Annotated in this window: 14 protein-coding genes and 1 tRNA gene; 5 read left to right on the top strand and 10 right to left on the bottom strand. The window is 66.8% G+C overall.

The genetic code is table 11. The annotated features are described in order from the left end of the window. From D8S75_RS16995 to D8S75_RS16985, 3 genes are all read left to right on the top strand, one after another. Positions 1–492, top strand: a 492-nt coding sequence (locus tag D8S75_RS16995; RefSeq protein ID WP_157982677.1) for an electron transfer flavoprotein subunit beta/FixA family protein, incomplete at its 5' end; no start/stop codon positions are given. A gap of 151 nt (positions 493–643) precedes the next feature. Further along, the gene (locus D8S75_RS16990; RefSeq protein ID WP_119967560.1) at positions 644–1,576 is read left to right on the top strand and encodes an electron transfer flavoprotein subunit alpha/FixB family protein; all 933 of its coding nucleotides are present in this window, start codon (positions 644–646) and stop codon (positions 1,574–1,576) included. Between the two features lie 120 nt (positions 1,577–1,696). After that, positions 1,697–2,680 carry a tripartite tricarboxylate transporter substrate binding protein gene (locus D8S75_RS16985; protein ID WP_119967559.1) on the top strand — a complete coding sequence of 328 codons (984 nt, stop codon included), beginning with the start codon at positions 1,697–1,699 and terminating at the stop codon, positions 2,678–2,680. Between the two features lie 63 nt (positions 2,681–2,743). On the opposite strand, the gene D8S75_RS16980 is transcribed toward D8S75_RS16985, so the two are convergent. Further along, positions 2,744–2,817 (bottom strand) — tRNA-Gly (locus tag D8S75_RS16980). Between the two features lie 294 nt (positions 2,818–3,111). Here D8S75_RS16980 and D8S75_RS17530 point away from each other — a divergent pair. Together D8S75_RS17530 and D8S75_RS16975 are read left to right on the top strand one after the other, a co-directional pair. After that, positions 3,112–3,822: a hypothetical protein gene (locus tag D8S75_RS17530; protein WP_157982676.1), complete on the top strand. Its 711-nt coding sequence runs from the start codon at positions 3,112–3,114 to the stop codon at positions 3,820–3,822. A gap of 85 nt (positions 3,823–3,907) precedes the next feature. Beyond that, positions 3,908–4,714, top strand: coding sequence for a hypothetical protein (locus D8S75_RS16975; RefSeq protein ID WP_119967558.1), 807 nt, complete (start codon positions 3,908–3,910; stop codon positions 4,712–4,714). A gap of 191 nt (positions 4,715–4,905) precedes the next feature. Here the strand turns inward: D8S75_RS16975 and D8S75_RS16970 are convergent, their stop codons facing one another. The 9 genes from D8S75_RS16970 to D8S75_RS16930 all read right to left on the bottom strand — a co-directional run. Continuing rightward, positions 4,906–5,586, bottom strand: a complete 681-nt coding sequence (locus D8S75_RS16970) for a GntR family transcriptional regulator (RefSeq protein ID WP_198673235.1) — start codon at positions 5,584–5,586, stop codon at positions 4,906–4,908. A 93-nt stretch (positions 5,587–5,679) separates the two neighbouring features. Then, positions 5,680–6,708, bottom strand: coding sequence for an Ldh family oxidoreductase (locus D8S75_RS16965; RefSeq protein WP_119967557.1), 1,029 nt, complete (start codon positions 6,706–6,708; stop codon positions 5,680–5,682). Next, the gene (locus D8S75_RS16960; RefSeq protein WP_119967556.1) at positions 6,705–8,021 is read right to left on the bottom strand and encodes an NAD(P)/FAD-dependent oxidoreductase; all 1,317 of its coding nucleotides are present in this window, start codon (positions 8,019–8,021) and stop codon (positions 6,705–6,707) included. The genes D8S75_RS16965 and D8S75_RS16960 overlap by 4 nt, the downstream gene beginning before the upstream one ends. After that, the gene (locus D8S75_RS16955) at positions 8,018–8,272 is read right to left on the bottom strand and encodes a (2Fe-2S)-binding protein (RefSeq protein ID WP_119967555.1); all 255 of its coding nucleotides are present in this window, start codon (positions 8,270–8,272) and stop codon (positions 8,018–8,020) included. Before D8S75_RS16955 ends, D8S75_RS16960 begins: the two co-directional genes overlap by 4 nt. 2 nt (positions 8,273–8,274) lie before the next feature. Then, complete coding sequence (locus D8S75_RS16950; RefSeq protein WP_119967554.1) at positions 8,275–9,381, bottom strand: NAD(P)/FAD-dependent oxidoreductase; 1,107 nt, start codon at positions 9,379–9,381, stop codon at positions 8,275–8,277. Further along, entirely contained in the window at positions 9,378–10,310 is a 933-nt protein-coding gene (locus D8S75_RS16945; protein ID WP_119967553.1) for a 4-hydroxyproline epimerase, read from the bottom strand. Before D8S75_RS16945 ends, D8S75_RS16950 begins: the two co-directional genes overlap by 4 nt. After that, positions 10,307–11,350 carry a trans-3-hydroxy-L-proline dehydratase gene (locus D8S75_RS16940; protein WP_119967552.1) on the bottom strand — a complete coding sequence of 348 codons (1,044 nt, stop codon included), beginning with the start codon at positions 11,348–11,350 and terminating at the stop codon, positions 10,307–10,309. Before D8S75_RS16940 ends, D8S75_RS16945 begins: the two co-directional genes overlap by 4 nt. 20 nt (positions 11,351–11,370) lie before the next feature. Further along, the gene (locus D8S75_RS16935; protein ID WP_119967551.1) at positions 11,371–12,504 is read right to left on the bottom strand and encodes a branched-chain amino acid ABC transporter substrate-binding protein; all 1,134 of its coding nucleotides are present in this window, start codon (positions 12,502–12,504) and stop codon (positions 11,371–11,373) included. Positions 12,505–12,799: 295 nt separating this feature from the next. Continuing rightward, a partial coding sequence (locus tag D8S75_RS16930; protein WP_119967550.1) for an aldehyde dehydrogenase family protein occupies positions 12,800–12,937 on the bottom strand: 138 nt, incomplete at its 5' end.

Below are 12,937 nucleotides of genomic sequence, written 5' to 3'. Positions count from 1 at the left end.
GAGACCGACGCCGAACTGCAGCCCCTGGCCGTGGCCAAGCTGCTCAAGGCCCTGGTGGACAAAGAACAACCGGGCCTCATCATCTTGGGCAAGCAAGCCATCGACGACGACGCCAACCAGACCGGCCAGATGCTCGCCGCCCTGGCCGACCTGCCCCAGGCCACCTTCGCCTCCAAGGTCGAAATCGCCGGCGACAAGGTCAACGTCACCCGCGAAGTGGACGGCGGCCTGGAAACCCTGAGCCTCACGTTGCCCGCAGTCGTCACCACCGACCTGCGCCTGAACGAACCGCGCTACGTCACGCTGCCCAACATCATGAAGGCCAAGAAGAAGCAGCTCGACACCGCCCGCCCCGAAGACCTCGGCGTCGACGTGGCCCCGCGCCTCAAGACCCTCAAGGTGGCCGAGCCCGCCAAGCGCGGCGCCGGCATCAAGGTGCCCGACATCGCCACCCTGGTCGACAAGCTCAAGAACGAAGCGAAGGTCATTTGACCCCCCTGAGTCGCTTCGCGCCTTCCCCCCAGGGGGACGACACCCTCGGTGCGGGGCGGCCCTTCCTCGGTGTCCCTCGCATCGGCCCCGGGTGATCGAAGACCGTGGCTGATGCCGACACCCTCCAAGATTCAAGAGAAAGACGACGGACATGACCTCTCTCGTTATTGCAGAACACGACAACGCCAGCCTCAAGGGCGCCACCCTCAACACCGTCACCGCAGCCGCCCAGTGCGGTGGTGACGTGCACGTGCTCGTCGCCGGCCACAACGCCGGCGCCGCAGCCGCTGCCGCCGCCCAGATCGCGGGCGTGTCCAAGGTGATCCACGCCGACGGCGCCGCCCTGGAACAAGGCCTGGCCGAGAACGTCGCCGCCCAGGTGCTCCAGATCGCCGGCAACTACAGCCACATCCTGTTCCCCGCCACCGCCGGCGGCAAGAACATCGCCCCGCGCGTCGCCGCCAAGCTCGACGTCGCGCAGATCAGCGAAATCACCAAGGTGGCCGGTGCCGACACCTTCGAGCGCCCCATCTACGCCGGTAACGCCATCGCCACCGTGCAGTCCGCCGACGCTGTCAAGGTCATCACCGTGCGCACCACCGGCTTTGACGCCGCAGCCGCCACCGGCGGCAGCGCCGCCGTGGAAACCGTGGCTGCTGCCGCCGCCAGCGGCAAGAGCAGCTTCGTGGGCCGCGAAGTGACCAAGAGCGACCGCCCCGAACTGACGGCAGCCAAGATCATCGTCTCCGGTGGCCGTGCCCTGGGCAGCGCCGAGAAATTCAACGAAGTGATGACCCCCCTGGCCGACAAGCTGGGCGCGGCCATCGGCGCGAGCCGCGCCGCCGTGGACGCGGGCTACGCCCCCAACGACCTGCAGGTGGGCCAGACCGGCAAGATCGTGGCGCCGCAGCTCTACATCGCCGCCGGCATCTCGGGCGCCATCCAGCACCTGGCGGGCATGAAGGACTCCAAGGTGATCGTGGCGATCAACAAGGACCCCGAGGCGCCGATCTTCAGCGTGGCCGACTACGGCCTGGAGGCGGATCTGTTCACGGCCGTGCCGGAACTGGTCAAGGCCCTCTAGCCCCACCGATCAGGCACCGGGGCACTTGCCCTGGTGCTATTGAAACAAGAGCTTATGGCGCTTGCCTGGCAAGGCTTTGTGCCATGAAACACCCAAAAATCAACCAGAGACAACCCCCCCATGAGCACGAACCTCTCCCGCCGCACCTTCGTACACGCTGGCACCGCCGCACTGGCCAGCGCGGCCTTGCCCTCGCTGGCGCAGACGGCCTGGCCCAGCAAGCCGATCAAGATCATCGTGCCCTACACGGCGGGCGGTTTCACCGACCAGATGGCGCGCCTGCTGCAGGTGGGCCTGCAAAAGGCATTGGGCCAGCCCATCGTGATCGAGAACAAGGCGGGCGCCAACAGCATCATCGGCGTGGACGCGGTGGCCAAGTCGGCGCCCGACGGGCACACCTTCGGCGTGGTGATCGCGGCCTATGCGGCCAACACCAGCCTGTACCCCAAGCTGCCCTACAACCCGCGCAAGGACCTCGTGGGCGTGTCGCTCATGGGCGTGTCGCCACTGCTGGCGGCCGTGCCCAACAACGCGCCGTTCAAGAACACCAAAGAACTCGTGGCCTATGCCAAGGCCAACCCGGGCAAGATCAGCTTCGGTTCATCCGGCACGGGCTCGGCCGCGCACCTCACCAGCGAGCTGATGAAGGCGCTGACCAACACCTTCATGCTGCACATCCCCTACCGGGGCGCGTCGCCCGCCTTCACCGACCTGCTCGGCGGCCAGATCCAGTTGTTCTTTGATGCCCCCACGGGCCTGATCCAGGCCGGCAAGTCAGGCCGCGTGCGCCTGATCGGCGTCTCGGGCGAAAAGCGCCTGCCCGCCGTGCCCGACGTGCCCACCTTCATCGAGCAGGGCATCCCCGGCCTGATCGGCAGCACCTGGGCCAGCATGATCGCCCCGGCCGGCACGCCGCGCGACATCGTCAAGCGCATGTCCGACGCCGTCAACGCCATCATCCGCAGCGATGAGACCCGCGCCAAGCTCGAAGCCATGGGCACCTTCGCCGAAGGCACCACGCCCGAAGCCTGCGACACCTTCATCGAGGCCGAGACGGTGAAATGGGGCAAGGTGATCAAGAACGCGGGTGTGACGCTGGACTGAAGCGAGTACCCACGAAAAAAAAAGCCTGGCGCACGGTGCGTGCGCCAGGCTTTTGCTTTTGTGTGGAGCGGGTGATGGGAATCGAACCCACGTTATTTGCTTGGGAAGCAAGAGTCCTACCATTGAACGACACCCGCGAAGCCATGGATTATAGGCAACCATGCCACGCCGGCCGGCGTGGCGCGGGATATTTCAGGGTTTCAAGCCATTTTGGCTTGCAGAGCACATGGATCAAGCGCTGCAAGCTACTGAAAACATAGCGTTAGGCGTCGGCATGCGGCGCCATGGGCTCCGTGTGAACCTTGGCATGGTTGACCACGGTACCGATGGAAGCGTGCCAGGGTGCTGGTGCTGGCCACGGGAGGCAAACGACCCGGAGCAGCCGGTCAGCAGCCACAAAGCCGTCATTTGATGATGTATAGAGCCATTGCATGGCCCAGCCCTGTACGCAACGCTATAGTGTTTGGAACGAATGCGCTCCCGGAACTGGTCAAGTCTCGGTGTTGCGTGCAGCACATAGGAGGGAACCAATGGGTACATTCAGTTTAATTGTTGCAGAAGGGCACTGGAGTAATTACAGCAATCACACTGTAAAGGGGCTTTTCGACCTTCTATCCGACTTGCTCAAATCGAATCAACACTCATACAAATACGCACAGTTTGCGGATCCGAACGCATTTGCTTCATGTATCAAGCAGCTACAGAATAAAACGCACAAGTACCTGTACATCGGCTCTCATGGCTATTTGGACGGAATCTATGGTGCCAATGCTGCCAACCCGCTGACTTACACACTCATCAAAAATAGAATCAACAATTTGCACGGACTATATCTTGGTACTTGCTTGTTTGGTCGCCCTGAAATATTAACAAAATTTCTTAAAGACTCTGAATTAACCTGGTGCGCTGGATATAAAAATTCTGTTGATTGGATCGATTCTTCAGCATTAGATCTGGCTTTTTGGAAGATATTCCAAATCTACAACACTCAGAAAGGTAAAAAGGTCGAGTTATCAATGATCGAGAGTACCTTGCGCGAACTTCGCTCTAAGTACTCATCGTTAATTCTTGAGCTCGGCTTCAATGTCGCGATTCGACGCAAAGATAAGCAAGGTAAAGAATTCATTGAACTAGCTTTCTAGGTGCCGCATTCTGGATGATCATATGGCCTGCGGTCTAGTGCAGTCTAGTGCGGTCTGAGTTACGTTATACCTTTGGGAAAATTTTATGGCAGATCCAATAACAACAGTTGGTCTCGGCGCACTGGCCGCATACCTAGGGAAAGACGGTTTGGAGAAGCTCCTTGGCCCAACGGCGGATTACCTCGGAAGCGGACTAAAGGACTTCACCCAAAAGCGTGCTGAGGCCGTTGGACGCATCTTTGTGTCGGCTCAGGGCAAGCTGGGCGCCAAGGCCGACACGCCAGGCGAAGTACCTCCAAAGGTGCTCAAAAACGTCATAAACGAAGGTTCGTACGCGAGCGATCCGCTTGCCGTGGAATATTTTGGAGGCATCCTGGCTTCCGCCCGTACTGAGGGTGGCCGGGACGACCGAAGCGCAAGGCTGGCGAAGATCGTTGATTCACTGTCTACATACCAACTGCGTGCCCACTTCCTTATTTACGCGACTGTGCGGCGCCTTTTTATCGGCAAAAATCTGCCCTTCAACATGGAAGGTCGTCCGAAGATGCAATTCTTCGTGAGCTTAGATGACTTCGCGAATTCCATGGTATTCGATGCAAATGAGAAGAAGCAGTTCGTCCAGTTGCTGAACCACATTTTCTTTGGTTTGCACGGTGAAAACCTTATTGAGGGACATTTTCAGTACGGCGACAAGGAAGCCATGGTCAAGGTTTTTGCTGCTGCTCCCGACGGAGGGATCGTGTGCCAACCTTCGGCACTTGGTGCGGAACTGTTCTTGTCTGCGTTCGGGATGGCTGATAAACACCTGGACGAGATCTTTCTAGCCGATTTTCCTGAGCTCCCAGACGGGGTGCCCAATGGGTTTCCGGAGGCAATGCCCACGAAGGTATAACAGGCCTATCGACACGGCCGCTTTCGCCGCACGCTTCCGCGTGTCTATGGAGAGCCAGCCGGTCATCTTTACGTTGAGCGACCGCTCGTCATCCCCTCCACTAGCTGCTTGTGGCAGATCTCAACCGGTCAGAGCCAGCGGAGCGTCCAGCCCGAACCGGCGCAGTTGGTCCGTTCCACCGAAACACGCACTCAGTTGTCGATGACACGCCGGGCAAAGCGCTCCAGGTAGTCCATGAGCTGGTTTGCACCAGCCACGGCGGCGGCCTCGTTGCCGGTGGCGATGCCCTGGGCCAGGGCCATGTGGGCGCGGGCGCCCTCGGCGATCTCGCCCTCGTGCTGGTAGGCGTACCAGAAGCGGCGGCATTGCACGATGAGCGGCACCACGCATTTGACGGCGGAATGGTTCTGGCTGGCCAGGTGGTTCACGAGGTCCAGCTCGTGGTCGGCGCGCATGTAGGCGTCGAGGTCGCCGCTGTGCGCGGTCTGCACCATGTGCTCGGCGCAGCGCAGGATGTCGGCGCGCTGGGGCGCGGTGGCGCGGCGGGCGGAGCAGGCGGCGATCAGGCATTCGAGCACGCGCCGGGTCTGGATCACGTCGAGGTGGTCGGCCAGGTCGATGGTCGAAACCAGCAGGCCCCGGCGCGGCTGCTGCACGATCAGGCCGATGGAGACCATGCGCAACAGCGCCTCGCGCACGGGCGTGCGGCCCAGGCCGGTGCGCTCGACGATCTCGGCCTCGGACACGGGGCTGCCGGGGCGCATCTCCAGCGTGGAGATCAGCGTCTCGATGGCGTCGTAGGCGATGTCGGCCGCGCGCCGCTTGGGCGCGGCGGCAGGGCGGTGCGTTTCGGTGGTCAGATCGGGGGGCATGGCGTTTGGCCTTGTGGTGACGCGCATCTTAGTGCCAGGCCGGTCTGTCATTCTTGATGCATGCCATGGTGCATGGCCGGACCCGGGGGGCTGTCAGCCTGCCAGGGCCTGGATTTCCGCATACAGCGCGCGCGGCACGGCCACGCCCTCGGCCAGGCTGCGTGCGCGGGCCTCGTAGCGGCGCTGCGAGGGCAGGCGCGCGCCCTGGCCGGTGATGGCGGCGAACATTTCCTCGGCCCGCTGCTGGTGCGCGGCGGGGTCGCCGCCGCTCAGGCGTGCCGGGTCGAAGGCCAGGATCAGCTCGCCATGGCAGGGCGCGGCACCGTCGCCCGCGTCGAAGGCCAGCGACTCGCGGCTCATCCAGTCGCCGATCAGGGCGCCGGCCATCAGCTCCACCATGGCCGACAAGGCCGAGCCCTTGTGCCCGCCAAAGGCCAGCATGGCGCCCTGGGCGATGGCCACGGGGTCGGTGCTGGGCTGGCCCTGGGCATCGACGCCGCAGCCCGGCGGCAGCGGCTTGCCCGCGCGGCGGTGCAGCTCCAGGTCGCCGCGCGCGATGGCGCTGGTGGCGAAGTCGAAGACAAAGGGCGTGGGCCCCGGGCGCGGCCAGCCGAAGGCGATGGGGTTGGTGCCAAACACCGGCTGGTGGCCGCCTGCGGGCGCCACCCAGGCGTGGCTGGGCGTGAGCGCCAGCGCGGCCAGGCCGTGCGCGGTGATGGCCTCGATCTCGGGCCACAGCGCCGAGAAATGGAAGCAGTGCTGGATGACCAGTGCGCCCAGGCCGTGCGTGCGCGCGGCTTCCACCAGGGCGGGCAGGCCGCGCTCGAAGGCCAGCGGCGAGAAGGCGTAGCGCGCGTCCACGCGCACCACGGCGCCGCTGGCGGGCGCGAGCACGGGCTCGGCCTGCAGGTCTACCTTGCCCGCGCGGATGGTGTGCGCGCAGGTGATGAGGCGGTAGACGCCGTGCGACTGGCAGTCGTCGCGCTGCCCGGCCACGATGGTGCGGGCCATGGCTTCGGCGTGCGCCTGCGACAGGCCCTGGCGCCGCAGCACGCGGCAGGCGAGGTCGTGCAGCTCCGGCAGAGGGATGCGAACCGTGTCGTTGGAGGCGGTGGTGCTCATGGGGTGCTTTCGTCGTTGCGGGTGCCGCACCCTGCCAGGGTGGCGACGCGCGCGGGGGCCAGCAGATGGCGCGCGGGTGCGGGCGTCCAGCCGAAAAGGAATTGTGTGGCGGCGCCGCACACGCGGCCCTGGCAGGGGCCCATGCCGCAGCGCGTGTGCAGCTTGGCGTCGATCCAGCCGCCGCGTTCGCTCAGGTCGGCGTGGCGCACATCCTCGCAGCGGCAGACCAGGGTGTCGGGGCGGGGCAGGTCGCGCAGCCGGGGTGAGAGCGCAAAGTGGTGGTGCAGCGCATCGGCAAAGCCCTGCCAGCGTGCCCGCTGCGGGGCCAGGGCCAGCGCGGCGGTGGTGTCGCCCACGGCGGCGTGGCCCGCCATGGCGCCTTCGACGAGTGCTTTCTCGCTGCCGCCAAAGCCGGTGCATTCGCCAGCGGCGAACACGCCGGGCACGGCGGTGGCCTGCACGGCGTCCACAGCCAGGCCCAGCCGGTCATTGAGCAGGCAGCCCAGCATCTGGCCCAGGTGGGTGTGGGGCACCAGGCCAAAGCCACAGGCCAGGCGGTCGCATGCCAGCACCTCTTCGCCCGCGCCGCGTTGCAGCCGCACCGACTGCACCTGCTGCGTGCCCGTGGCCTCCAGCACATGGCTGGCGGCGCGCAGGGCCGGGTGCAGCAGCGGCAGGGCCTGCACGGCCTTGGCGGGCCAGCGCGGTAGCTGCAGGCCGAAGGCCGCAAGCTGGCTCCAGGGCGCTTGCTCGGCGATGCGCAGCACCTGGGCGCCGGCTTCGCGCGCGGTGTGCGCGGCGGCCAGCAGCAGCGGGCCGGTGCCCGCGATGACGATGCGCTGGCCGCGCACGGGTAGCCCGGCCTTGATGAGCGCCTGCAGGCCGCCCGCGCCGGTGACGCCGGGCAGCGTCCAGCCGGGGAAGGGCAGCAGCAGTTCGCGCGCGCCGGTGCACAGGATGAGGCGGCCGCAGTGCTGGGTCCAGCCGTGCTCGCCGTCTTCCAGCAGCAGCGCGGGCGCGTCGCCCGGCTGTGCGCCGCCGCCCAGGCCCACCACGCGCGTGCCGGTGAGCACGCGCACGTTGGGTGCTGCGGCGAGGCGCTCGCGGTGCGTGCGCGCCAGCGGCGGCAGGTGGGCGCCGGGGCCGTCGCGCCAGATCTGGCCGCCGGGGGCGGGGTTGTCGTCCACCAGCACGATGGAGGCCCCGCTGGGCGCGGCGGCCAGCGCTGCCGCCATGCCGGCCGGACCGGCGCCGATGATGAGGATGTCGCAGCGCCGGACGGGCGCGGCGGGGGATTGCGGTGCGCTGTTCATGGGCGTTGCGTGGCGGTGTCGATGCGCATGCCGTCGCGGCACACCGTTTGGCAGGCGAGCTGGCGGCGGCCGTCGATGGTGACGCGGCATTCGTGGCAGATGCCCATGCCGCAGAACGGTGCGCGCGGCTCGCCGCTGACCGACAGGCGCGAGCAGCCCGTGGGCGTGGCGGCCAGCGCGGCGGCCACGCTGCTGCCCGTGGGCACGGCCAGCGCCTGGCCGTCGATGTGGATATGCACGGTGGAAGTCATGTTCACAGACCGAAGCGCGTGGCGGCGTAGGGTGCGGGGTCGATGGGCGGCGTGGCGTCCGTGATCTGCGCGGCGATGAGCCGGGCCGTGGCCGGGGCGGTGGTCACGCCCAGGCCCTCGTGGCCCACGGCCAGCCACAGGCCGTCCTGGCCGGGGTGCGCGCCGATGAGCGGCAGGCTGTCGGGCGTGGCGGCGCGAAAGCCCGTCCAGGTGCGGATGATGGAAAGATCGGCCAGGGCGGGCGCGTAGTCGAGCGCGCGGCGCAGCATGCGCGCGAGGATGGGGTTTTCCACGGCCGGGTCGGTGGTGTCGAACTGGCGCGACGAGCCGAGCAGCAGTTGCCCCGTGGGCCGGGGCTGCAGGTTGAAGGCCACCGAGGTGCCGTCGCTGTGGTGCGCGCTGGTGATGTAGCCCAGCTCCACGAGCTGGTGGCGCAGCAGGCCGGGGTGGCGTTCGGTGATGGCCAGATGCCCCTTCTTGGGACGGATGGGCAGGCCGGGGCACAGGCGCGGCGCCTCGATGCCCGCAGCCAGCAGCACGGCGCCCGCGCTGCGGGTGCCGCCATCGGCCAGGTGCACGGTGCGGCCCGCGATGCGCGTGACCTCGGCTTGCTCGAAGCGGATGGGGCGCGGCGCGTGCGTGAGCAGCCATTCGGCGGCGTTGGGGGCGTAGACCACGCTGTCGCCCGAAACCTTGAGCGCGCCCGCCAGGCCCGGGCGCAGCAAGGGCTCGGCGGCGGCCAGCGCGGCCGGGCCGAGCAGCTCGCAGGCGATGCCGTGCGCGCGCAGGCGCTCCTGCTTGTCCTCGGCGGCGGCCATTTCCTCGGCGTTGGCGGCCACCCACAGGGTGCCGCAGTTGGTGAACTGGCAGGTGGGCTGGTCCGCGTTCATGCGCGGGCCCCATTGGTGCCAGAGGTCGAGGGACGACTGGCTCAGCGCCAGTTCGGCCGGGTTGTCATCCATCACCACGAGGTGGCCCATGCCGGCGTTGGTGGCGCCGCCTTTGCGCGCGTCGATCACATGCACCGACAGGCCGGCGGCGGCCAGCTCATGGGCGCAGGCGGCGCCCACGATGCCGGCGCCGATGACGATCACGTCGGCAGGGGTCACAGGCGGATGCCCCAGCCGAACGGGTCGTCTTTTTCAATGAGCAGTGTTGCTTCCGCACTCATGTGCGCGCGGCCGCGCAGCGTGGGGATGACCTTGCCGTCCTGCAGCTCGTAGCTGGCGTCGAAATGGCTGCCGATGATGCTGGCCTGGCGCCACACCTGGCCGGGCTGCAGCTTGCCGTCGGCGGCCAGGCAGGCGAGCTTGGCGCTGGTGCCGGTGCCGCAGGGCGAGCGGTCGTAGGCGCGGCCGGGGCAGAGCACGAAGTTGCGGCTGTCGAAGCGCGCGTCGTCGGCGAAGAGCTCCACATGGTCGATGATGCCGCCGTCGTCGCCGCGCACGCCCTGGGCTTCAAGCGCCTGGCGGATGGACCAGGCGAACTCGGTCAGGGCCTCGATGTTGCTGCTCTCCACGCGCTGCTGGTGTTCGGTGACCAGGAAGAACCAGTTGCCGCCCCATGCAACATCGCCGGTCACGGTGCCATGGCCGGGCACCTCGACCTGCAGGCGGTGGTGCAGCCGGTAGGCGGGCACGTTGCGCACGCTGACCGAGCCGTCTTCGTGCAGGGTGGTGGTGACGGTGCCCACGGGGGTTTCGATGCCGTGCTCGCCGGGCTGGATGCGGCCCAGGTAGGCCAGCGAAGCCACCAGGCCGATGGTGCCGTGGCCGCACATGCCGAGATACCCGGTGTTGTTGAAGAAGATCACGCCGGCGGTGTTCGCCGGGTCCTGCGGCGCGCAGAGCAGGGCGCCGACGATCACGTCGTTGCCGCGCGGCTCCAGCACCGTGGCGGCGCGCCAGGCATCGTGTTCCTGCGCCAGCAGGGCGCGGCGCTCGGCCATGCTGCCCGTGCCGAGGTCGGGAAAGCCGTCAATCACCAGCCGCGTGGGTTCGCCGCCGGTGTGGGAGTCGAGGATCTGGATGTGTTTCATGGTTGGTGTGGGTCAAGCTGGGGCCAGGTGTCGGCCAGGCGGTAGCCCGAGGGCCAGGGGTCGGACGGGTCGAGCATGAGCTGGTGCGTGCCGGTGATCCAGGCGCGGCCCGAGATGCTGGGCACGATGGCCGCGAGGTGGCCGACGGTGGTGGTGTCCTCGATGCGGCAGTGGAACTCGGAGCCGATGATGGAGCGGCCAATGAAGCGGTCGCCCGTGCGCAGCACGCCGCGCGCGTGCAGCACGGCCATGCGGGCGGAGCAGCCGGTGCCGGTGGGCGAGCGGTCGAGTTTGCCCGGGCGGATGACGACGGTGTTGTGGCCCGTGGCCACGCCGTCTTCCCATTGCAGCGGGGCGGCGAACTGGCAGAAGGAGATGTGGTCCCAGCCGGGCAGCAGCGGGTGGGCAAAGCCCAGTTGCTCGTTGGCGGCCTGGGTGATGCGCAGGCCTGTTTCGGCCAGCGCGCGCGCCTCGCTGGGGTGCAGCGTGAAGCCCAGCGCGTGCGGATCGAGAATGACGAAGCTGTCGCCGCCGTAGGCGGTGTCCACGGTCAGCGTGGGCAGGCCCGGCACTTCGAGCGGCGCGTCCAGGCGCGCGGCGAAGGAGGGCATGTTGCGCACCGTGATGCGCTCGGCCTTGCCGGCGTGGCAGTCGGCCACGATCTCGACCAGGCCGCCGGGCGCTTCCAGCGCGAAGCGGGTGTGCGGTTCCTGCATGGGCACGATGCCGCTGTCGAGCAGCACCGTGGCGACGCAGATGGAGTTGGAGCCGGACATCGGGGGCGTGTCCTCGGGCTCCATGATGATCCAGCCCATGGCCGCGCGCGGGTCCTTGGGCGGAACAAGCAGGTTGACGTGGCGGAACACCCCGCCACGCGGTTCGTTCAGCACGAACTGGCGCAGGCCCTGGTCGCGCGCGATGAAGCGCGATTGCTCCCAGAGCGTGCTGCCCGGCGGCGGGGCCACGCCGCCGACGATGACGTCGCCCACCTCACCCTCGGCATGGCAGCTCACGACATGGATGAGACGGGACGAGCGCATCGCCGGTGGGCCTGCTGGCCTTAGTTGCTGGCCAGGGGGGCGGGCTTGCCGTTCTTGAAGGTGTTGACCACCGTGGGCGCCTTCAGGCGGTTGCCCTTGTCGTCATAGCCGTACTCGCCCATCACGCCCTTGTAGGGGTTCTTGCGCATCCAGTCGCCCACCTTGGCGGGGTCGATCGAGCCGCTCTTCTGCATGGCTTCGCCGATGAACATGACCTGGTCGTAGTAGGCGGGGCCGTACACGTCGGGGTTCAGGCCGAAGCGCTTCTTGTAGCGTTCCTGGAAGGCCTTGGTGGTGTCGTTGGCGTCCATCAGCATGCCGGCGTAGGCGCAGAAGACGAAGTCGTTGACCGCGTCGGTCGCGAGCTTGCCCATTTCGGGGCTGCACAGCGTGTCGCCGCCCAGCAGCTTGGCGGTGATGCCCAGTTGCTTCATCTGGCGGGCCATGGGGGCGGCCTGGGGCGCGTAGCCGCCGTAGAACACGGCTTCGGGCTGCTTGCCCTTGAGGCTGGTCAGGATGGCCATGAAGTCGGTGGCCTTGTCGTTGGTGAACTCGCGGCCCACGATGGCCAGGCCCAGCTTCTGCGCTTCCTTGGCGAATTCCTCGGCCACGCCCTGGCCGAAGGCGGTGCGGTCGTCGATCACGGCGACCTTCTTCACCTTCATGGTGTTGGCGGCGTAGGCAGCCATGTTGCCGCCGATCTGCGAGTCGCTGGCGATGATGCGGAACAGGTTCTTGTAGCCGCCTTGCGTGACCTTGGGGTTGGTGCCCACGGTCGAGACCATGGCGCCGCCGCCGTCGTACACGCGCGAAGCGGGGATGGCGACGCCCGAGCAGTAGGGGCCCATGACGTACTTCACGCCCGAGTCCACGAGCTTCTGCGCCACGGCCACGCCGTTCTTGGCGTCGCACTGGTCGTCCTCGGAGACCACTTCGAACTTCAGGGTCTTGCCGCCGACGTTGATCTTGCGGGCATTGAGTTCCTCGGCGGCCAGGCGCACGCCGTTGTCGTTGTCACGGCCAGCGAAGGTGTTGGGGCCGGAGAGGGGGCCGCTGTGGCCGATCTTGACGATCTGCTCCTGCGCGAACGCCGAGGCCGCGCAGGCAATGGCGGCGGCGGCCACGAGGGTGTTTTTCAGGGAGGGAAATTGCATGGTGAATTCCGGTAAGGGTTGCGGAAAGGATGCCCTGGGGCTCAGGCGGATGGTCCTGGTCCCATGGGCGACAGTGTCTGGATACAGACGGATACGGTTCGCACCGCGGCCGAGAGTCTGCCAGAGTTCAGCACGGTCATGATCCGTTTAAATATATTAATAAAATATCTGAAAATACGCACCAGGGTTTCCACCGAGGCCTGCCAAGTAGGCACAAGGCTAAATAAGCCTCTAGCCCTTTCATGGAAAGCGCCTGTAGCTCCTTAATTCATAGCAATCCGGGCTCCCAGATGGCTCACTTGAGGATGTCGCCCATGCAGAGGTACTTGATCTCCACATAGTCATCCATGCCATGGTGCGAACCCTCGCGGCCCAGGCCGGACTGCTTGACGCCGCCAAAGGGCACATGCTCGGTGGCCAGGATGCCCACGTT

This window comes from Simplicispira lacusdiani, from assembly GCF_003604195.1.
Lineage (GTDB): Bacteria > Pseudomonadota > Gammaproteobacteria > Burkholderiales > Burkholderiaceae_C > Simplicispira > Simplicispira lacusdiani.
The sequence above is the reverse complement of the archived record's forward strand: the minus strand, read 5'-3'. Positions and strand labels throughout refer to the sequence as shown.